Source organism: Pluralibacter gergoviae ATCC 33028 = NBRC 105706 (assembly GCF_001598855.1).
Taxonomy (GTDB): Bacteria; Pseudomonadota; Gammaproteobacteria; order Enterobacterales; family Enterobacteriaceae; genus Pluralibacter; species Pluralibacter gergoviae.
In genome coordinates this window covers 40,982-60,273 of record NZ_BCZS01000007.1, presented here as the reverse complement: position 1 = coordinate 60,273, position 19,292 = coordinate 40,982, and the positions used below count along the sequence as shown (strand labels likewise).

General features: G+C 59.1%; 19 protein-coding genes and 1 riboswitch. Of the genes, 10 read left to right on the top strand and 9 right to left on the bottom strand.

The window, feature by feature from the left end; genetic code table 11:
* The first annotated feature begins 237 nt into the window (after positions 1–237).
* Positions 238–1,902, top strand: coding sequence for a methyl-accepting chemotaxis protein (locus ENGE1_RS09320; RefSeq protein ID WP_072065369.1), 1,665 nt, complete (start codon positions 238–240; stop codon positions 1,900–1,902).
* 80 nt (positions 1,903–1,982) lie between these two features.
* On the opposite strand, the gene ubiK is transcribed toward ENGE1_RS09320, so the two are convergent.
* Positions 1,983–2,270 carry a ubiquinone biosynthesis accessory factor UbiK gene (ubiK, locus tag ENGE1_RS09315; protein WP_043081945.1) on the bottom strand — a complete coding sequence of 96 codons (288 nt, stop codon included), beginning with the start codon at positions 2,268–2,270 and terminating at the stop codon, positions 1,983–1,985.
* A gap of 135 nt (positions 2,271–2,405) precedes the next feature.
* A riboswitch (FMN riboswitch) is annotated at positions 2,406–2,555 on the top strand.
* 101 nt (positions 2,556–2,656) lie between these two features.
* Between ubiK and ribB the strand changes: the two genes are divergently transcribed.
* A complete protein-coding gene (ribB, locus tag ENGE1_RS09310; RefSeq protein WP_048253446.1) occupies positions 2,657–3,310 on the top strand; it encodes a 3,4-dihydroxy-2-butanone-4-phosphate synthase in 654 nt (217 codons plus the stop codon).
* 48 nt (positions 3,311–3,358) lie between these two features.
* On the opposite strand, the gene zupT is transcribed toward ribB, so the two are convergent.
* The gene (gene zupT / locus ENGE1_RS09305; protein WP_048253445.1) at positions 3,359–4,123 is read right to left on the bottom strand and encodes a zinc transporter ZupT; all 765 of its coding nucleotides are present in this window, start codon (positions 4,121–4,123) and stop codon (positions 3,359–3,361) included.
* Between the two features lie 196 nt (positions 4,124–4,319).
* Here zupT and ygiD point away from each other — a divergent pair, with 196 nt between their 5' ends.
* Entirely contained in the window at positions 4,320–5,111 is a 792-nt protein-coding gene (gene ygiD / locus ENGE1_RS09300; RefSeq protein ID WP_043081948.1) for a 4,5-DOPA-extradiol-dioxygenase, read from the top strand.
* 39 nt (positions 5,112–5,150) lie between these two features.
* Here the strand turns inward: ygiD and ENGE1_RS09295 are convergent, their stop codons facing one another.
* From ENGE1_RS09295 to tolC, 3 genes are all read right to left on the bottom strand, one after another.
* On the bottom strand, positions 5,151–6,311 hold the full coding sequence (locus tag ENGE1_RS09295; protein ID WP_048253523.1) for a glutathionylspermidine synthase family protein: 1,161 nt from the start codon (positions 6,309–6,311) through the stop codon (positions 5,151–5,153).
* Between the two features lie 5 nt (positions 6,312–6,316).
* Positions 6,317–6,976 (bottom strand): DUF1190 family protein, encoded by a 660-nt coding sequence (locus tag ENGE1_RS09290; RefSeq protein WP_043081949.1) that lies wholly within the window; start codon positions 6,974–6,976, stop codon positions 6,317–6,319.
* A 160-nt stretch (positions 6,977–7,136) separates the two neighbouring features.
* Positions 7,137–8,615, bottom strand: a complete 1,479-nt coding sequence (tolC, locus tag ENGE1_RS09285; protein ID WP_064360609.1) for an outer membrane channel protein TolC — start codon at positions 8,613–8,615, stop codon at positions 7,137–7,139.
* 200 nt (positions 8,616–8,815) lie between these two features.
* Between tolC and nudF the strand changes: the two genes are divergently transcribed.
* The 5 genes from nudF to parE are packed head-to-tail and all read left to right on the top strand — an operon-like array spanning position 8,816 to position 13,229.
* On the top strand, positions 8,816–9,448 hold the full coding sequence (gene nudF, locus ENGE1_RS09280; protein WP_043081951.1) for an ADP-ribose diphosphatase: 633 nt from the start codon (positions 8,816–8,818) through the stop codon (positions 9,446–9,448).
* Positions 9,445–9,867, top strand: a complete 423-nt coding sequence (locus tag ENGE1_RS09275; RefSeq protein ID WP_043081953.1) for a DUF1249 family protein — start codon at positions 9,445–9,447, stop codon at positions 9,865–9,867. The genes nudF and ENGE1_RS09275 overlap by 4 nt, the downstream gene beginning before the upstream one ends.
* A 37-nt stretch (positions 9,868–9,904) precedes the next feature.
* Complete coding sequence (cpdA, locus tag ENGE1_RS09270; protein ID WP_043081954.1) at positions 9,905–10,732, top strand: 3',5'-cyclic-AMP phosphodiesterase; 828 nt, start codon at positions 9,905–9,907, stop codon at positions 10,730–10,732.
* A complete protein-coding gene (gene yqiA, locus ENGE1_RS09265; RefSeq protein WP_048253444.1) occupies positions 10,732–11,307 on the top strand; it encodes an esterase YqiA in 576 nt (191 codons plus the stop codon). The genes cpdA and yqiA overlap by 1 nt, the downstream gene beginning before the upstream one ends.
* A 26-nt stretch (positions 11,308–11,333) precedes the next feature.
* Positions 11,334–13,229 (top strand): DNA topoisomerase IV subunit B, encoded by a 1,896-nt coding sequence (gene parE, locus ENGE1_RS09260; RefSeq protein WP_043081957.1) that lies wholly within the window; start codon positions 11,334–11,336, stop codon positions 13,227–13,229.
* 57 nt (positions 13,230–13,286) lie between these two features.
* Here parE and ENGE1_RS09255 read toward each other — a convergent pair whose 3' ends face one another.
* From ENGE1_RS09255 to qseB, 4 genes are all read right to left on the bottom strand, one after another.
* The gene (locus ENGE1_RS09255; protein ID WP_048253443.1) at positions 13,287–13,601 is read right to left on the bottom strand and encodes a putative quinol monooxygenase; all 315 of its coding nucleotides are present in this window, start codon (positions 13,599–13,601) and stop codon (positions 13,287–13,289) included.
* 33 nt (positions 13,602–13,634) lie between these two features.
* Positions 13,635–14,216, bottom strand: a complete 582-nt coding sequence (locus tag ENGE1_RS09250; RefSeq protein ID WP_043081960.1) for an NAD(P)H-dependent oxidoreductase — start codon at positions 14,214–14,216, stop codon at positions 13,635–13,637.
* A 104-nt stretch (positions 14,217–14,320) separates the two neighbouring features.
* On the bottom strand, positions 14,321–15,670 hold the full coding sequence (gene qseC, locus ENGE1_RS09245) for a quorum sensing histidine kinase QseC (protein WP_048253442.1): 1,350 nt from the start codon (positions 15,668–15,670) through the stop codon (positions 14,321–14,323).
* Positions 15,667–16,326, bottom strand: coding sequence for a quorum sensing response regulator transcription factor QseB (gene qseB / locus ENGE1_RS09240; protein ID WP_048253441.1), 660 nt, complete (start codon positions 16,324–16,326; stop codon positions 15,667–15,669). The genes qseC and qseB overlap by 4 nt, the downstream gene beginning before the upstream one ends.
* A 166-nt stretch (positions 16,327–16,492) precedes the next feature.
* Between qseB and ENGE1_RS09235 the strand changes: the two genes are divergently transcribed.
* Together ENGE1_RS09235 and parC are read left to right on the top strand one after the other, a co-directional pair.
* Positions 16,493–16,894, top strand: a complete 402-nt coding sequence (locus tag ENGE1_RS09235) for a YgiW/YdeI family stress tolerance OB fold protein (RefSeq protein WP_043086409.1) — start codon at positions 16,493–16,495, stop codon at positions 16,892–16,894.
* 120 nt (positions 16,895–17,014) lie between these two features.
* Positions 17,015–19,273, top strand: a complete 2,259-nt coding sequence (gene parC, locus ENGE1_RS09230; protein ID WP_048253440.1) for a DNA topoisomerase IV subunit A — start codon at positions 17,015–17,017, stop codon at positions 19,271–19,273.
* Positions 19,274–19,292: the final 19 nt, after the last annotated feature.

The window sequence follows — 19,292 nt, the reverse complement described above, 5'->3', positions numbered from 1 at the left end:
AATCAGAGCCTTTATAACGACATAATACCGCGTTTTCTGCGCGGTACTCCCGGTATTGCCTGGCATGAAATAAATTGCACTTGCTATTGTTACGAGTACCATTGTTATAGGAGCTTTCTTAAGGAATAAATCCTGTCAGGGATACTTTTCAGGCAAGTCAGAGGCCGGGTGTGTGCTGGGTGATGGGCACGCATTGCATTCTATTTGCCCGGCGTTTGGTTATAACAGAGAGATAATATGAAATCATTAAAAATATCGGCACTTATTAAGGTCATATTAATGGCACTATGTATTACCATAGTTGTCATATCGGTATATGGTCTGAAATCCATGTACACCGTCGCCTCGTCATTTGATAAAATTCAGACGCTAACGACCAATATTAGAAACCTTAGCCAGGCAACGCGGATTCTGAACAATGCTAAAGGGGATATTAATTCCGTTAATAATGACCCGGATGTTCCGAAAGCAGTGATGGAGGCGAAGGCTGCAAATATTAAAGTTAATCTTGATAAAGCCAGAGTTTTTCAGCGTAAGTTTATGGATTCTCCCAATACCACGGTGGAAACGGGAAAACTTGGCGACGTTATCAACGCGGCCTTTAATGGCGTACTGGAGAATTACGCAGCGAATATGCATGCGCTGGAAACCTATAATAATCGCGGTTTTGATAATGAACAGCGGGAGAAGGCGCTTGATGAAGCCATTATGAAATATATGGATTTGAACGTGAAGATCCAGGATGAAATGAGCGATAGTTTCGACAAAGATCGCGAATCCTTCCTGGTCACGGTGTCGATTTTACTGCTGATCGCCGTTGTCTTCTCCTTTATCTCCTACCTGCTTATCAAAAAGAACATTTTCGACCGGCTGAAAATTGCATCGACCGCGCTGGATAAGATCGGCGAAGGCGATCTGTGCCATGAATTTGACGTCGGTAGCCCGAATGAGATCGGACTGATGCTACAGTCCCTCAAGCGAATGCAGTCCTCTATTACCAAAATTATTACTGCTGTCAGGTCTGCCTCGGACCAGATTAACCTCAACTCCGAGGAGATAGAAAGCAGCAATCACGCCCTGGCATCGCGTACGGAAGAGCAGGCCAGCGCGCTGCAGCAGACGGCAGCCAGTATGGAGGAGATTAAAACCACCGTTTCCAACAATGCGGAAAACGCCCGCCAGGCGAATGGACTCTCTCAGCAGGCGCGCGCCGCGGCGGATAATGGCTCCACGGTGATGAGCAGCGTCGTCAGCACCATGGATAAAATCTCGCAGAGCGCGCGTAAAATTTCTGAGATTAACAGCGTCATCGACGGTATTGCCAATCAGACCAATATTCTGGCGCTTAATGCGGCGGTTGAAGCGGCTCGCGCTGGCGAGCAGGGACGCGGTTTCTCGGTCGTCGCAACGGAAGTGCGCAATCTGGCGAAGCGCAGCGCCGATGCGGCCAAAGAAATTAGCCATCTGATTAACGAGTCAGTGAAAAACGTGGACGATGGCGCCCGTCTGATCGCCGATGCGGGCAAAAGCATGGATGAGATAGTCTCCTCCGTCACTCACGTCAGCAATATCATGCAGGAGATCACCCACGCTTCCGATGAACAGAATACTGGCGTCGGCCAGGTGGCGATGGCGATAAATGAGATGGACCTGGCGACTCAGCAGAATGCGGCGATGGTAGAGGAGTCCGCGGCCATCACCGAAAATATGTCCTCTAACGCCAGAAACCTGTTCGATACCGTCTCGGTGTTCACCATCAACGCGGCCGAACACGGGACGGCTTCGGTCCAGAGCCGGAGAGCGCCGACGGTAGCCGCAAGCGGGGTGAAGGCGGTGAAGGAAAAGGAGGCGCCCAAAATGAGACGCCCGGCGGCAGTTGAGGAGGAGTGGACCGAGTTTTGATATTGCCCTGAAAGATGAACGGGCTAACGCCGTCAGGTTTCCTGCGTTAGCCCGTTTGACCGTTGCGCCTTACAACAGCGTTACGGCTGCTCATCCACCGGCGGGATAGCCGGCGCCGGGGCGGCTGCGGTTTTCGCCTCAAGCTCGCCAATACGCTGCTCAAGCAGAGCGAGTTTCTCGCGGGTACGCAGCAGCACCTGCGTCTGGACGTCGAACTCTTCACGACTCACCAGGTCAAGGCGCGTTAGCTGAGACTGCAGCACCTGGCGAACCTTTTTCTCAACGTCGTCACCCAGATCGCGCAGCCCTTTCGGCATCGACTCGTGGACCTGGCGCGCAATCTGCTCAATTTTTTTCGCGTCAATCATTTTGCTTTTCCTGATTTGTCGTGGTTAATGCTCATTGTAGCCTTTCCGCTCCCGACTACCTACCCCAAATCTAAATCGAAAAATGTGTGAAGCTTATGCATTGCCGGAGGTAATCATTAGCGTTATAGTTATCTCGCTTATTCTCAGGGCGGGGCGAAATTCCCCACCGGCGGTAAATCAACGAACGTTGAAAGCCCGCGAGCGCTTTGGGTTGTTATCCAAAGGTCAGCAGATCCGGTGAAATTCCGGGGCCGACGGTTAGAGTCCGGATGGGAGAGAGTAACGAACTACGGGCACAGCCCGCTCGCGTTATTTTTAAGCCGCTGGCCGGCACTCCTAAGACTGCCCTGATTCTGGTAACCATAATTTTAATGAGGTCTTTTACCATGAATCAGACGCTACTTTCCTCTTTTGGTACTCCGTTTGAACGTGTAGAACAAGCGCTGGCCGCGCTGCGCGAAGGCCGCGGCGTGATGGTGCTTGACGATGAGAATCGTGAAAATGAAGGCGATATGATTTTCGCCGCCGAAAACATGACCGTTGAGCAGATGGCGCTGACCATCCGCCACGGCAGCGGCATCGTTTGCCTGTGCATTACAGAAGATCGCCGCAAGCAGCTCGATCTGCCGATGATGGTGGAAAACAACACCAGCGCCTTCGGCACCGGCTTCACCGTGACCATCGAAGCCGCGCGCGGCGTAACCACCGGCGTTTCCGCCGCTGACCGTATTACTACCGTTCGTGCGGCCATTGCCGACGGCGCGAAGCCTGCCGATCTGCACCGTCCTGGCCACGTTTTCCCGCTGCGCGCGCAGGCGGGCGGCGTGCTGACCCGCGGCGGCCACACTGAAGCTACCATCGATCTGGTGACCCTGGCGGGCTTCAAGCCTGCGGGCGTACTGTGCGAGCTGACCAATGACGACGGCACCATGGCGCGCGCGCCGGAGTGCATCAAGTTCGCCGCCGCGCACAACATGCCGGTAGTGACCATTGAAGATCTGGTGGAGTATCGCCAGCAGCACGAGCGTAAGGCCAGCTAAGCGCGGTGAGCGCAGAGCGATAAGCGCCGGGCAGGTCCCGGCGTTTTACTAAGCAAAATCCATCGCCTGCAGCACCACCAGGCTCAGGCCCATCACCGACATCCCGCACAGTACGCCGTAGCTGGGATTGCTGTCAGGATCGATCTCCTTCGCCAGCGGCATCAGTTCGTCCACCGATAGCGCCACCATGATCCCGGCAACCGCGGCCATAATGGCGGCCATTACTACCGGCGACACCAGCGTGCCGAGGATAAGCCACGCCAGTACGCCGCCCAGGATCTCCGCAAAGCCGGACATGCCGGCCCAGAACAGCGCCTTGCGCCTGGATCCGGTGGCCGCGTACACCGGTCCGGCGACCGCCAGCCCCTCCGGCACATTGTGCAGCGCAACGGCCAGCGCGATGCCGAAACCCAGCTCCAGATTGCTGCTGGCGGTCACGTAGGTGGCGATGCCTTCGGGAAAGTTGTGCAGGCTGATGCCGAGCGTCAGCAGCAGCGCCGTGCGGCGCAGGCTGCGCGGCATCCCGGCGGGCGTGAGGTCCTGCGGATGGGCGTGGGGCAGGGCGCGGTCGAGGGCAAAGTAGCCGAGCAGACCAATGACGAACATACCGTAGCCGGGCAGCGGCGACATACCGGGCGTAGCCAGCGCGGCGGGCAGCATCTCCATCAGCGAGATAAGCAGCATGATCCCGGCGGCAAAGCCGAGGGAGAAAGCCAGCAGACGGTTGGAGGGGCGTTGTCCAATAATGCCCAGAAATGCGCCGATAAACGTGGCCCCGCCCGCAAGCAGAGTCAGGATCAGAGGGACAGACATGTGCGCTCCATTGCAGACAATCACTTCTGACGATGTTAATCGCGGCAGTGCGCTAATGCGAGGCTGGCTGCAGGCCATTTACCGGACCTTACATTCAAATTTCCTGAAGATGATCATCACGCTTATCCGAGTTTAACGGCGGCCGAAGAGGTGTAATGTATCCGCATCAACTAACAACTTTTGTAAGGATATCGCCATGTCTTCTTCCCGTATGCCAGCCCTGTTTATTGGTCACGGCAGCCCGATGAACGTGCTGGAAGATAATGTCTATACGCGCGCCTGGCGCCATCTTGGCGATACCCTGCCGCGTCCGAAAGCCATCGTGGTGGTGTCCGCCCACTGGTTTACCCGCGGCACCGGCGTGACCGCCATGGAAACGCCGAAAACCATCCACGACTTCGGCGGTTTTCCGCAGGCGCTGTACGATACGCACTATCCGGCGCCCGGCTCTCCGGCGCTGGCCCGGCGGCTGGTCGAACTGCTGGCCCCGGTGCCCGTCGCGCTGGATAAAGAGGCGTGGGGCTTCGATCACGGCTCCTGGGGCGTGCTGATCAAAATGTATCCGGATGCCGATATTCCGATGGTGCAGCTCAGCGTCGACAGCACTAAGCCGCCGGCGTGGCACCTGGAGATGGGCCGCAGGCTTGCCGCCCTGCGCGACGAGGGCATTATGCTGGTGGCCAGCGGCAACGTCGTCCATAACCTGCGCACCGCGCGCTGGCACGGCGAAAACACGCCGTACCCGTGGGCGGCGTCGTTTAACGAGTTTGTAAAAGAGAACCTGACCTGGCAGGGCGACAGCCTGGAGGATCACCCGCTGGCGAACTATCTGGATCACGAAGGCGGCTCGCTCTCCAACCCGACGGCGGATCACTTCCTGCCGCTGCTGTACGCCCTGGGAAGCTGGGACGGCAAAGAGCCCGTTACCATCCCGGTCGACGGTATCGAAATGGGCAGCCTGAGTATGCTGTCGGTACAGGTAGGGTAACGTGCGGGGAGCCACTCCGCATTGCGGAGCGGCTCCTGCTTATTCGACAAAGATGTGCGGATAGAAGCGCGACAGATCCTGAGTGATCAGCGCCCGATCCTCGCGAATGCCGATCCCGGCGGGCTGGTCGTCGATCAGCCAGCTGCCGATCAGCGTATAGCTATCGCCAAATTTCGGCAGTTCGCAGAACTGCTGGACAATCATACCCTCTTCGCCGTAGGGCCCTTCTACTGCTTCCAGCACCTTGCCGTCTTCAATAATCGACACGTTGGCGCCTTCGCGGGAGAAAATGGGCTTCACCACGTATTTCGCCATCTGCGGATGGTCATCTTCGGCGAAGTAAGCCGGCAGCAGGTTGGGGTGGTCGGGGAACATCTCCCACAGCAGCGGCAGCAGCGCTTTATTAGAGATAATGCTCTTCCAGGCCGGCTCCAGCCAGCGCACGCCGGCGTCTTCCAGCTTGGTGGAGAACATCTCCCGCAGCATAAATTCCCACGGATAGAGCTTGAACAGATTGCTGATAACCTGATCCTGCAGATCGGTAAACTGCCCCTTTTCGCCGAGGCCGATATCCTCCATGTAGAGGAACTCGCTGGCGACGCCCGCCTCATTCGCGCAGTCCTGCAGGTACTGCACGGTGCCGCGATCCTCAACGGTGTCGCGGCAGCAGGCGAAGTGCAGCAGGTTAAAGCCGTGCTGCTCGCGCAGTTCGCCGAAGCGCGCGATCAGCTTCTCCTGCAGGCTGTTGAACTGATCGCTACCCGCCGGCAGGTTGCCCGCATTAAGCTGGTCCTCAAGCCAGATCCACTGGAAGAAAGCTGCTTCATACAGCGAGGTTGGCGTATCGGCGTTATTTTCCAGCAGCTTCGGCTCGCCCTTGCCGTCCCACGCCAGATCGAGGCGCGAATAGAGCGAAGGCTGCCGGGTTTGCCACGACTGGCGCACGAAGCCCCAGGTGTGTTTGGGAATGCGGAACTTCGCCAGCAGGTCATCGCTGGCGACCACGCGCTCGACCACTTTTAAGCACATCTGGTGCAGCTCGGCGGTGACCTCTTCCAGCTTTTCGACCTGCGCCAGCGTCAGCTTATAATAGGCGTCCTCACACCAGTATGGCTCGCCGTACATGGTGTGAAAGTTGAAGCCGTATTCGGTGGCCTTTTCGCGCCAGTCCGGGCGCTCGACAACGGAGACTCTTTCCATGATCATCAGCCGCCCATCGAGCGGTGAGATGAGGAGCTGGCCGACGAGCGGCTCATGGCAGACTGCTTAGCCACCGACTCGCCGAAGCCGCCGCGCGTCACGGTGCTGGTGGTCGCAGGCTTGGGCGCCATCGCCGTTTTCGGCACGGTCATGGTGCGGCCCGGCTGGGCTGCGCCGTAGCCTTTGCCGGCGGCGTCGGTATATTTACCGTAGGCCGGGCTGGACGGGTTTTTCGAGCTGAACAGCGGCTGCTGCTGGAAGCCCATACCGCCGCCCATCAGGCGGCCCATCATATAGCCCGCCATCAGCGGCATCCAGAAGCTGCCGCCGCCCTGATTCTCTGCCGCCATACCGGCCTGCGCCGGTGCCTGCTGGCACTGGCCTTCGCCAAATTCGGCGATGCAGTCTTCGCGGCTGGCGTACTTCGGCGCGGTTTTTTCCGCTTCCTTCAGGGCGTTGTTGTAGGCTGTTTTACATTCTGCGCTCTTGCCGGGATTGGCGGCGGAGCAGTCGTCGGCGTTCTGATATAGCGACACAGTCTCATCCGATTTTTCACAGCCGGCCAGCATAAATACGGCGGCGACCGCCAGCGCGACCGGCGTCAGGTGGCGTGCGCTCCAGCTCTTGCGGAACGCGGCGTGATTGATTGTTTTTGTCCGTTTCATTGAATTCTTCCTGGACCCAGTGGTAGCGGTCAGGATAGTGGATGAGTGGTCGAAATTGAAGCGAAGAGGGGCGTAAAGCAGGCTTCTTTACGTTGCCTTACGTTACCGCAGGCAGAAGTGTGAAACAGGCCCGGAAGCTGGCGCCGCCGGGCCCTGGCCGTTAGTGGCTAAACGGATTTCTGCCCCGGCTGCTCGCACTGCTGCGGGCTGATGCAGGCTGTGCGGCGCCGGTTGCCATGCTGCTGTCGCCGTAGCCGTCGGCGTTGGCGTCCTGCTGCGGTGTTTCCGGCGCAACGGTATCCGGTACGGTCGGCACCGGTTTGCCGAGCGTGCTGTTCAGCGCCGCGAGATCGCTTTCGTTAAGCGTGCCCAGCGCCGACTTGATGTTCAGCTGGTTAATCAGGTAGGTATAGCGCGACTTGGAGAGGTTCTCTTTGGCCTGGTAGAGCCGCGAGGTGGCTTCCAGCACGTCAACGATAGTACGGGTACCGACCTGATAGCCGGCTTCCATCGCATCCAGGGAGCTCTGCGATGAGACAACGGCCTGTTTCAGCGCATTAATGCTGCTGATGGAGGCGTTAACGTTATTGAACGAGGAACGGACGTTTTGCACCATGGAACGGTGAGCGCTCTCCAGCTGCTCGCTGGCGCCGACAAAGTTATACTGCGCCTGTTTGACCTGCGAGGTCACCGAGCCGCCGCTGTAGATTGGCAGGCTAAAGTTGAGTCCAATCTGGCTCTGGCCGAGGTGGCGATTGTCATACTCCTGCGTATTCGTATTGTGACCGCTGTAGGTGGTCTTCGACGCACCGGTCGACGCAGTAAGTCCGAGGGTCGGCAGATGACCGTCCTGAGCGTAGCGGATCTGCTCGCGGGCCAGGTCCTGGCTCAGGCGGGCGGTCAGCAGCGACAGGTTGCGGCTCTCCGCCTCTTTGAGCAGCGATTTGACCGGCAGCGGTTTGTTCAGTTCGAGGCGCTCGACGTTGAGGGAGGCCAGCTCGGGGTAGTAGTTGCCGGTGACCTGGCGCAGCTGTTCGACGGCGTTATCCAGGTCGTTGCGGAAGGTTACCTCATCCGCCAGTACCTGATCGTACTGGGAGCGGGCGTTCTGCACGTCGGTGATCGCCACCAGGCCGACGTTAAAGCGCTGGGTAGTCTGATCTAACTGACGATAAATGGCCTTTTTCTCTGCCTCGATATAGGAGAGTGAGTCAATGGCGCTCAGCACGTTAAAGTAGGCGGTAGCGGAGTTCAGCATCAGCGCCTGCTGATCGGTCTGATAGCTCACATCCTGAATGCCGGCCGTTTTTTCCTGCAACGTCAGCGCGCGCCATTTGGACATATCAAAAATCGTCTGGGTTAACGATAATGTCGCAGTAGCATCCTTAGAGTTAATGCCGCTACTGTCGCGAGATCCATTGGTGTAGGTGTAATCGGCACCCAAACCAAGCTGTGGCAACAGCGGGCTACGCGCTTCGTTGATTTTTTCGAATGCAGCATCGCGGTCGGCGGCGGATTTACGAAGATCCGGGTTGCTCAGGCGAGCCTGCTGGTAAATCTGCAGCAGATTTTCGGCGTGGCTCAGGGCACTGAAGCCCGTGAGGCTCAGCCCGATAAGAATGGGGAGCAATTTCTTCATTTGCTTTCCTTGTTGTGAAGCATTTAGCGCTGATCTACTCAAAAATGGTCGATGATTGTACCAGAGGCAACTTATTTAAAAAGTTGGCGTATTGTGCCATCCGGCGGTAATTTGCACCAATCTATCATAATGGCGGTAAAACAGTAGCCGCCGAGGCTGAAAATCCATAATTTCATCACTGTTCAAACCGGAACACGATAATGATTAAGAAAAACAACAACCTTGTCGATTACGGCAAAGAAGATGTGGAATTTATTGCGCGTGAATCGCTGTATAAAGGCTTTTTTTCCCTGGATCTTTACCGCTTCCGTCACCGTTTGTTTAACGGCGAGATGAGCGGGGAAGTGCGGCGCGAAATTTTTGAGCGCGGTCACGCCGCAGTCTTGCTACCCTTTGACCCTGTGCGTGATGAAGTGGTGCTGGTTGAGCAGATCCGCATCGCGGCTTACGACACCAGCAGGACGCCGTGGCTGCTGGAGATGGTGGCGGGCATGATTGAAGAGGGCGAAAGCCCGGAAGACGTGGCGCGGCGTGAAGCGGTCGAAGAGGCCGGGCTGGACGTCGGTCGCGTAACGGAAGTGCTGAGCTACCTGGCAAGTCCCGGCGGCACCAGCGAGCGCCTGACCATTCTGGTTGGCGAAGTGGACGCCACGACCGCGAAGGGTATTCACGGTCTGGCTGATGAGAACGAAGACATTCGGGTTCATGTGGTAAGCAGGGAGCAGGCTTATCAGTGGGTAGAAGAGGGGAAAATCGACAACGCAGCCTCTATCATCGCCCTGCAGTGGCTGCAGTTGCATTATCAGACATTACGAAACGAGTGGACAACATGAAGCGCTATACACCTGACTTCCCAGAAATGATGCGCCTGTGCGAAACCAATTTCGCCCAGCTGCGCCGCCTGCTGCCTCAGACTGACGCACCCGGCGAAACGGTGACCTATCAGGTGGGCAATGCTCAATACCGGCTAACCATCAGTGAATCAACCCGCTACACTACGCTGGTTGAAATAGAGCAAACGGTACCAAAAGTCAGCTACTGGAGCCTGCCGTCGATGACGGTGCGGCTCTATCATGATGCGATGGTGGCTGAAGTGTGTTCGAGCCAGCAGATCTTTCGCTTCAAGGCGCGCTATGATTATCCGAATAAAAAGTTGCATCAGCGTGATGAAAAGCATCAAATTAACCAGTTTTTAGCCGACTGGCTACGATACTGTTTAGCACATGGAGCGATGGCGATTCCGGTTTGTTAGCGTCGAGAAACCTGAGGACGAAACCTAAGGACACCATTTGGAAAGCCTGTTAAACCTTCCTCTGGCCGGTGGGACCAGGGGCAGGATATTACAAATTACCGATACCCACCTTTTTGCGCAGAAACACGAGACGCTGCTGGGCGTGAACACCTGGGAAAGCTATCAGGCTGTCCTGGCGGCCATTCGCAACTCTCAGCGCGAATTCGATCTTATTGTCGCCACCGGCGATCTAGCCCAGGACCACTCCGCGGAGGCCTATCAGCATTTTGCCGAGGGCATCGCCGGTTTTACCCATCCCTGCGTCTGGCTGCCGGGCAATCACGACTTTCAGCCTGCGATGTACAGTGCGCTGCAGAATGCGGGGATCTCTCCGGCAAAGCGCGTGCTGGTGGGCGACCGCTGGCAGATCCTGCTGCTCGACAGCCAGGTGTTTGGCGTGCCCCACGGCGAGCTGAGCGACTTCCAGCTGGAGTGGCTGGAGCATAAGCTGGCAGATGCCGGCGAACGCTACACTCTGCTATTACTGCACCACCATCCGCTGGCGGCGGGCTGCAGCTGGCTCGATCAGCACAGCCTGCGCAATGCCGGCGCCCTTGACGGCGTATTGTCCCGCTATCCCAACGCACGCAATCTCCTCTGCGGTCATATTCACCAGGAGATGGACGTTGACTGGAATGGCCGCCGGATGATGGCCACGCCCTCTACCTGCGTGCAGTTCAAACCGCACTGCGCCAATTTTACGCTGGACACCATTGCCCCAGGCTGGCGCTGGATAGACCTGCACCCCGACGGCACGCTGACCACCGAAGTGTGCCGGCTTGACGGTGCGCAGTTCAGGCCAGATACCGGCTCGGAGGGGTACTGATGGCGACGCTACTCTACCTGCACGGCTTTAACAGCTCTCCGCGCTCTGCCAAGGCAACCGCCCTGCAGGCGTGGCTCAGGGTGCACCACCCGGAGATTGAGATGATTGTCCCGCAGCTGCCCGCCTTTCCCGCCGATGCCGCCGAATTGCTGGAAAAGCGGGTCATGGAGCACGGCGGTGAACCGCTCGGCATCGTCGGCTCCTCGCTCGGCGGCTACTACGCCACCTGGCTATCGCAGTGCTTTATGCTGCCTGCGGTGGTGGTTAACCCGGCGGTGCGCCCGTTCGAGCTGCTGACCGGCTATCTCGGCCATAACGAGAATCCCTACACCGGCGAACAATATGTGCTAGAGTCTCGCCATATTTACGATCTGAAAGTGATGCAAATCGACCCGCTCGAAGCGCCAGATCTCATCTGGCTGCTGCAGCAGACGGGCGATGAAGTGCTTGATTACCGCCAGGCTGTGGACTATTACGCCTCCTGCCGCCAGATGGTCGAGGAGGGCGGTAATCACGCATTTATCGGCTTTGAAGATCATTTCACACAGATTATCGATTTCCTGGGCCTGCGCTAACGGGCCCAACTATTCGTGAACATACCATGACGCAATCTTCTTATAATGCTGATGCCATTGAGGTACTCACCGGGCTGGAGCCGGTTCGCCGCCGTCCGGGGATGTATACCGACACCACACGTCCTAACCACTTAGGTCAGGAAGTCATTGATAACAGCGTGGATGAAGCGCTGGCCGGCCACGCGAAGCGCGTGGAGGTTATCCTCCACGCCGACCAGTCGCTGGAGGTTATCGACGACGGGCGCGGCATGCCGGTCGATATCCACCCGGAAGAGGGGGTGCCGGCGGTTGAGCTGATCCTCTGCCGCCTGCACGCGGGCGGCAAGTTCTCCAATAAAAACTACCAGTTCTCCGGCGGTCTGCACGGCGTGGGCATCTCGGTGGTTAACGCCTTGTCAAAGCGCGTGGAGGTTAACGTACGCCGCGACGGCCAGATTTACACCATCGCCTTCGAAAACGGTGAAAAGGTGGAAGATCTGCACGTCACCGGCACGGTGGGCAAGCGCAACACCGGGACCAGCGTCCACTTCTGGCCGGACGAGAGCTTCTTCGACAGCCCGCGCTTTTCGGTTTCCCGCCTCAGCCACCTGCTGAAGGCGAAAGCGGTGCTCTGCCCGGGCGTCGAGATCGTCTTTAAAGATAAGGTGAACAACAGCGAGCAAACCTGGTGCTACGCCGACGGCCTCAACGACTACCTGGCCGAGGCGGTTAACGGCCTGCCGCTGCTGCCGGAAAAACCGTTCGTCGGCAGCTTCCAGGGCGAAAGCGAAGCCGTGGACTGGGCGCTGCTGTGGCTGCCGGAGGGCGGCGAGCTGCTCACCGAGAGCTACGTCAACCTGATCCCGACCATGCAGGGCGGCACCCACGTTAACGGCCTGCGCCAGGGCCTGCTCGACGCCATGCGCGAGTTCTGCGAATACCGCAATATTCTGCCGCGCGGCGTGAAGCTCTCGGCAGAGGACATCTGGGACCGCTGCGCCTACGTACTGTCGGTGAAGATGCAGGACCCGCAGTTCGCCGGCCAGACCAAAGAGCGCCTCTCCTCGCGCCAGTGCGCGGCGTTTGTTTCAGGCGTGGTGAAGGATGCCTTTACCCTCTGGCTCAACCAGAACGTACAGGCCGCCGAGCTGCTGGCCGAGATGGCCATCTCCAGCGCCCAGCGCCGCCTGCGCGCGGCGAAAAAGGTGGTGCGTAAAAAGCTCACCAGCGGCCCGGCGCTGCCCGGCAAGCTGGCGGACTGCACCGAGCAGGATCTGAGCCGCACCGAGCTGTTCCTGGTGGAAGGCGACTCTGCGGGCGGATCCGCCAAACAGGCGCGGGATCGCACCTATCAGGCGATCATGCCGCTGAAGGGCAAGATCCTCAACACCTGGGAGGTCTCCTCCGACGAGGTTCTCGCCTCGCAGGAAGTGCACGATATCTCGGTGGCGATCGGCATCGATCCGGACAGCGACGATCTCAGCCAGCTGCGCTATGGCAAGATCTGCATTCTGGCGGATGCGGACTCCGACGGCCTGCACATTGCCACCCTGCTGTGCGCTCTGTTCGTGAAGCACTTCCGCGCGGTGGTTAAAGAGGGGCACGTCTACGTGGCGATGCCGCCGCTGTACCGCATCGATCTGGGCAAAGAGGTTTACTACGCGCTGGATGAGGAAGAGAAGGCCGGCGTGCTGGAGCAGCTTAAGCGCAAGAAGGGCAAGCCGAACGTGCAGCGCTTCAAGGGGCTGGGCGAAATGAACCCGATGCAGCTGCGCGAAACCACCCTCGATCCGAATACCCGCCGCCTGGTGCAGCTCACCATCCGCGATGAGGACGAGCGTCAGACCGATGCGGTAATGGATATGCTGCTGGCCAAAAAGCGTTCGGAAGACCGCCGCAACTGGCTGCAGGAGAAGGGCGATATGGCGGATTTAGAGGCGTGAACGTCGCTGAAGGCACAAAAAAACCGGCGAATTCGCCGGTTTTTTCATTCAGGCGGTTCAGACGCCCGGCTGCAGAACGCGAATGTCCATCTCCAGCACGTCGCCTTTGGTCGCCTCGCCGAACGCCTTCATGTGCGGCGTCGCCAGGTGCGCTTCCAGATGCGCGGCGCTCTCCCACTGCTCCACCATGACGATAGAGTCCGGGACAGTGGCCTGGAAGCTCAGGCCGGTGGCGGCGTCCACCAGCGGCGTGTAGCCGTGGCAGCCCGCTTCTTTCAGCACGGTCGGAATAATTTTAGCGAACTGATCGAGTACGGCCTGGCGGTGGTGCTGTCCAGGACGGGTACGGATCTCGGCAATAACGGTCAACATGATATGCGTACTCCTGTTTAATCAGAGCTTCAGTTAACCAAAAATCTCGCCAAGATGCTTGCGATATTCTGCTACATCGCGCGGCACGTCGGGCATTTTTATCACGTCGTTGGCGATAAAGGTCGGCAGCGCTTCCATCCCGAGGAACTGGTTGGCCTTGTGGAACGGCAGGTACACGCCGTCAACGCCCACGCCGTGGAAGAACTGGTCTTTTTCGGTGAAGGCTTCCATCGGCGCGTTCCAGGTCAGGGAGAGCATGTATTTTTTCCCCTGGATCAGGCCGCCGGAACCATATTTTTTGCTGGCGTCTGAGCGGGTGCGGCCGTCGCTGGCGTACAGCGAGCCGTGGCCCTCGGTAAAGACGTCGTCGATGTACTTCTTCACGGTCCAGGGCGCGCCCATCCACCAGCCCGGCATCTGCCAGATAACCGCATCGGCCCACAGAAAGTTGTCCACTTCGGCCTTCACGTCGTAGTCGCTGTCGGCGCGCACGACGCGCACTTCGCGGCCGAGATCGCGCAGGAAGGTTGCCGCGACGTCGGTCAAGGTGTCGTTCAATTGGCCGTTGGAGTGGCCGAACTTCTTACCGCCGTTAATAATCAGAATCTTATTCATGGTTTGTCCTCAAAGCTGCAGTATGCGCATATTTTAACCCCGCCGGATGGGTGAGGATATTAGCAAAATGTGCAAAGTCTTTTGCTGTATGCGCAATAATCGGCCTACCAGATGATTTTGGCGATAAAGCCGCCGCCCGGCGCGTTGCCGAAAGAGACCGACATACCGTGCAGCGTGGCGATCCGCCGTACGATAGACAGTCCCAGGCCGCTGCCGGGCTCATCCTGGCCCGGCGGGCGGTAGAAGCGCTCGCCGATGTGGGCCAGCGCCTCCTGATTGACGCCGGGGCCGTTGTCGCGGACGGTAAAATGGTGCGCTTTAAGATTCACGTCCACCACGCTGCCGCGCGGGCTGTAGCGCACCGCGTTGTCCAGCAGGTTGCGCACCAGCAGGCCGAGCAGCAGCGGCTGGCCGGACTTGATCGTCTCCCGGGCGTGAACGTGCAGCCGCACCTCGATCCCGGCCTGCTGCGCGGTGTGGTAAATATCCATCACCGCGGACTCCAGCAGATCGGCCATCGAGATCTGCTCGATATCCGTCAGCTGGTCAAGGGAGTCCAGCCGCGAGAGGGTGAGCAACTGCTCCACCAGGCGGGTAGCGCGGTCGATGCCGAAATGAACCTGAGAGAGCGCCTTCTGCAGCGCCTCTGGATCGTCCGTCGACATCTGGGCCACCTCTGTCTGCACCTTGAGCGCCGTCAGCGGGCTGCGCAGTTCGTGGGCGGCGTCGGAGGTGAAGCGCCGCTCGCGGATCATCATGGCGTGGGAGCGGGTAAACAGCTGATTGAGCGCTTCGACCAGCGGGCGAACCTCGCCGGGAACGCCTTTGGTACTGAGCGGCTCGTCAACGTCAGGCGAGCGGTAGCGCAGCGTGCGGGTGAGCTTTTTCAGCGGCGACAGCTCGCGGCTGAGCAGCATGGTCATGATCATAATCATCAGCGGCAGCGCCACGATCCACGGCAGCAGCTGGCGGGTGATGATTTTCATCGCCATCTCCTCGCGGTACTCCTTCTCCTGGCCGACCACGATGTGGTACTTGCCGTCGGGCGTGGTTATCCACAGATAGCGCCACTCGTCTTCGTCGTTGTACATCGGCCCGTCAAAAAAGCCGTCCTGAGTGTAGGCGTAGGGAATATCCGGGCCGTTCTCGCCGTCGTTGATCACCATCCTGCCGTCGACGGTGAAAATGGCGAAGGTCAGGGCATCGTCGTCCATGTTGGCGTGCTTGATCTTCTTGTTGGGCTCAAGGTTCGGACTCTTGATATGCTTTTCATTAAAGCTCATCACCACCAGCCGCTTGGCAAACAGGATCTGCTGGGTATCAAACAAGCGGTTGAGCTGCTTGGTGGTGTGGTGCCAGGCAAAGAGGCTAGCGCAGCCCCAGGCGAGCAGGGTGACAAAAATAAACAGCACCGTCAGGCGGACGCGCAGGCTGAGATTATTGAGAAAATTCATTGCTCACCCAGGGTATAGCCGATGCCGTGCACGGTGCGGATAAAGCTGCTGCCGAGCTTGCGGCGCAGGTGGTGGACGTGAACCTCAACGGCGTTGCTGGAAACGTCGTCGTCCCAGTTGTAGAGCTTCTCTTCAATAAGCTTGCGCGGCAGCACCCGGCCGGCGTTGCGCATCAGCAGCTCCAGCAGGGCGAACTCTTTCGGCTTGAGCAGCAGCGGCTCGTCGTTAAGGGTTGCCGTCAGGTTGTCGGGGCTGAGGTTGACGTTGCCGTGGCGCAGCACGTTGCTGGCCTGACCGTGGGCCCGGCGCATCAGCGCCTCCAGGCGGGCGGCGACCTCAATCAGGGCGAAGGGTTTACACAGGTAGTCGTCGGCCCCGAGGCGCAGGCCCTCCACGCGCTGGGCCAGGCCATCGCGGGCGGTCAGGACCAGCACCGGCTCATTTTTCCCTTTCGCGCGCCATTCGCGCAGGATCTCCAGTCCGTCAATGCCGGGCAAGGTGAGGTCCAGGATCACCGCATCGTACGGCGCTGCGTACAGGGCCGCCTTGCCCTCATTGCCGCGGGTAAACCAGTCGAGGGTAAAGCCCATTTTCACCAGCCCGGCCTTCAGGCCGTCGCCGATCAGCTTGTCATCTTCTATCAGTAAAATCCTCATCCGTTCGTCTCCACGTTAACCGATGTTTGCGGTCAGTAAACCCGCGCAAAAGGGCGGTGTACAGCAAAAAAAACTTTTTTTTACCGGTTAAGAAGTCGTTAAGTTCTATGCTGTGTAATGACAATCAAACACTGATGAAGGGAGAACGCTCATGAAAGAAATTAACGTGAAGAAGACTTTTGCTCTGGCCGCTATCGTTGCACTGATGTCGGCGCCGGCATTCGCGGCAAACACTCAGGGTGGTTTTTCCGGCCCGGGCGCACCGGCTTCGCAGCAGCAGGCCGGCGGCTTCTCCGGGCCTAACAGCAGCGTGACCACCGTCGATGCCGCTAAACGTCTGCAGGATGACGCTCCGGTGACCCTGCGCGGCAATATCATCCAGCAGAACTCCGACGACGACTACACCTTTAAGGATAGCACCGGCACCATCAGCGTCGATATCGACCGCAAGCACTGGAACGGCGTGAACGTGACCCCGAGCGATGTGGTTGAAATTATCGGCGAAGTCGATAAGGACAAAAAAGGCGTAGAAATCGACGTTAAGCAGCTCAAAAAAGTGAATCCGTAATGCCCCCCGCCGCCACGCCCGTGGCGGCATCCCTGTGACTCCTCATCCGAGATAGGGTATCATCGCCCGATGCTTGCCGTCGGTCCCCCGCGCGGCGTTTCGAGTGAGGAATCTATATTAATGAGCGATATGGCTGAGCGCCTTGCGCTGCATGAATTTACCGAAAAGGCGTACCTCGACTACTCCATGTACGTCATCATGGACAGGGCGCTGCCTTTTATCGGCGACGGGCTTAAGCCGGTTCAGCGCCGCATCGTTTACGCCATGTCCGAGCTGGGCCTGAGCGCCAGCGCCAAGTTTAAAAAATCGGCCCGCACCGTCGGCGACGTGCTGGGGAAATACCATCCGCACGGCGACAGCGCCTGCTATGAAGCGATGGTGCTGATGGCGCAGCCCTTCTCCTATCGCTATCCGCTGGTGGACGGTCAGGGCAACTGGGGCGCGCCGGACGATCCGAAGTCCTTCGCCGCCATGCGCTACACCGAATCCCGCCTGTCAAAGTATGCGGAAGTGCTGCTCGGCGAACTGGGGCAGGGGACCGTTGACTGGCAGCCCAACTTCGACGGCACGCTGCAGGAGCCGCGCACCTTACCCGCGCGCCTGCCCAACATTCTGCTGAACGGCACCACCGGCATCGCCGTCGGCATGGCCACCGACATTCCGCCGCACAACCTGCGCGAGGTGGCAAAAGCGGCTATCGCCCTGATTGAGCAGCCGAAAACCTCCCTCGACGAACTGCTGGATATCGTCCAGGGGCCGGATTATCCGACGGAAGCGGAGATCATCACCTCCCGCGCCGATATCCGCAAAATCTACCAGAACGGCCGCGGCTCCATCCGCATGCGCGCCGTGTGGAGCAAAGAGGACGGCGCGGTGGTGATCTCCGCGCTGCCGCACCAGGTTTCCGGCGCCCGCGTGCTGGAGCAGATTGCGGCCCAGATGCGCAACAAGAAGCTGCCGATGGTCGACGACCTGCGCGACGAGTCGGATCACGAGAACCCGACCCGGCTGGTGATCGTCCCGCGCTCCAACCGCGTGGACATGGAGCAGGTGATGAATCACCTGTTCGCCACCACCGATCTGGAAAAGAGCTACCGCGTTAACCTCAACATGATCGGCCTGGATAACCGTCCGGCGGTGAAAAACCTGCTGGAGATCCTCACCGAATGGCTGGCGTTCCGCCGCGACACGGTGCGCCGCCGCCTCAACTACCGCCTGGAGAAAGTGCTTAAGCGCCTGCACATCCTCGAAGGCTTGCTGGTGGCGTTCCTCAATATCGACGAGGTTATCCACATCATCCGCACCGAGGATGAGCCGAAGCCGGTGCTGATGTCGCGCTTTGGCATCAGCGAAACCCAGGCCGAAGCCATCCTCGAACTGAAGCTGCGCCATCTCGCCAAACTGGAAGAGATGAAAATTCGCGGCGAGCAGAGCGATCTGGAGAAAGAGCGCGATCAGATCCAGGCCATCCTCGCCTCCGAGCGCAAGATGAATACCCTGCTGAAGAAAGAGCTGCAGGCCGACGCCGACGCCTACGGCGACGACCACCGCTCGCCGCTGCACGAGCGCGAAGAAGCCAAAGCGATGAACGAGCACGACATGCTGCCGTCCGAGCCGGTCACTATCGTGCTGTCGCAGATGGGCTGGGTGCGCAGCGCCAAGGGCCACGATATCGATGCGAAGGGCCTGAGCTACAAGGCGGGCGACGCCTGGAAGGCCTCGGTGAAGGGCAAGAGCAACCAGCCGGTGGTGTTTATCGACACCACCGGGCGCAGCTACGCCATCGACCCGATCACGCTGCCGTCGGCGCGCGGCCAGGGTGAACCGCTTACCGGCAAGCTGACGCTGCCGCCGGGGGCGACGGTTGAGCAGATGCTGATGGAAAACGACGAGCAGAAGCTGCTGATGGCCTCCGACGCCGGCTACGGCTTCGTCTGCACCTTCGCCGATCTGGTGGCGCGCAACCGCGCCGGCAAGGCGATGATTACCCTGCCGGAAAATGCCCAGGTGATGCCGCCCGCGGTGATCGAGGACGAAACCGATACCCTGCTGGCCATCACCCGCGCCGGGCGTATGCTGATGTTCCCGGTCAGCGATCTGCCGCAGCTGTCGAAGGGCAAGGGTAACAAGATTATCGGTATTCCGTCTGCAGACGCGGCAAGCGGGGCCGATGGCCTTGCCCATCTCCTGCTTCTGCCGCCGCAGAGCACGCTGACCATTCACGTCGGCAAGCGCAAAATCAAGCTGCGTCCGGAAGAGCTGCAGAAGGTCGCCGGCGAGCGCGGGCGCCGCGGCACGCTGATGCGCGGCCTGCAGAAAATCGACCGCATCGAGGTTGATTCGCCGCTGCGACCTGCGGCCGGCGACAGCGAAGAGTAAGCGGCTTCTGCCCCCGCAT

What these genes read in the sequence shown, in the direction of transcription:
- nudF (WP_043081951.1), top strand. Translation starts at nt 8,816, where the DNA reads ATGATTAAGAAAAACAACAACCTTGTCGATTACGGCAAAGAAGATGTG.
- qseB (WP_048253441.1), bottom strand. Translation starts at nt 16,326, where the DNA reads ATGAGGATTTTACTGATAGAAGATGACAAGCTGATCGGCGACGGCCTG.
- ENGE1_RS09290 (WP_043081949.1), bottom strand. Translation starts at nt 6,976, where the DNA reads ATGAAACGGACAAAAACAATCAATCACGCCGCGTTCCGCAAGAGCTGG.
- ENGE1_RS09250 (WP_043081960.1), bottom strand. Translation starts at nt 14,216, where the DNA reads ATGAATAAGATTCTGATTATTAACGGCGGTAAGAAGTTCGGCCACTCC.
- ubiK (WP_043081945.1), bottom strand. Translation starts at nt 2,270, where the DNA reads ATGATTGACGCGAAAAAAATTGAGCAGATTGCGCGCCAGGTCCACGAG.
- tolC (WP_064360609.1), bottom strand. Translation starts at nt 8,615, where the DNA reads ATGAAGAAATTGCTCCCCATTCTTATCGGGCTGAGCCTCACGGGCTTC.
- parC (WP_048253440.1), top strand. Translation starts at nt 17,015, where the DNA reads ATGAGCGATATGGCTGAGCGCCTTGCGCTGCATGAATTTACCGAAAAG.
- ENGE1_RS09275 (WP_043081953.1), top strand. Translation starts at nt 9,445, where the DNA reads ATGAAGCGCTATACACCTGACTTCCCAGAAATGATGCGCCTGTGCGAA.
- ygiD (WP_043081948.1), top strand. Translation starts at nt 4,320, where the DNA reads ATGTCTTCTTCCCGTATGCCAGCCCTGTTTATTGGTCACGGCAGCCCG.
- ENGE1_RS09255 (WP_048253443.1), bottom strand. Translation starts at nt 13,601, where the DNA reads ATGTTGACCGTTATTGCCGAGATCCGTACCCGTCCTGGACAGCACCAC.
- ENGE1_RS09320 (WP_072065369.1), top strand. Translation starts at nt 238, where the DNA reads ATGAAATCATTAAAAATATCGGCACTTATTAAGGTCATATTAATGGCA.
- qseC (WP_048253442.1), bottom strand. Translation starts at nt 15,670, where the DNA reads ATGAATTTTCTCAATAATCTCAGCCTGCGCGTCCGCCTGACGGTGCTG.
- parE (WP_043081957.1), top strand. Translation starts at nt 11,334, where the DNA reads ATGACGCAATCTTCTTATAATGCTGATGCCATTGAGGTACTCACCGGG.
- ENGE1_RS09295 (WP_048253523.1), bottom strand. Translation starts at nt 6,311, where the DNA reads ATGGAAAGAGTCTCCGTTGTCGAGCGCCCGGACTGGCGCGAAAAGGCC.
- yqiA (WP_048253444.1), top strand. Translation starts at nt 10,732, where the DNA reads ATGGCGACGCTACTCTACCTGCACGGCTTTAACAGCTCTCCGCGCTCT.
- ribB (WP_048253446.1), top strand. Translation starts at nt 2,657, where the DNA reads ATGAATCAGACGCTACTTTCCTCTTTTGGTACTCCGTTTGAACGTGTA.
- zupT (WP_048253445.1), bottom strand. Translation starts at nt 4,123, where the DNA reads ATGTCTGTCCCTCTGATCCTGACTCTGCTTGCGGGCGGGGCCACGTTT.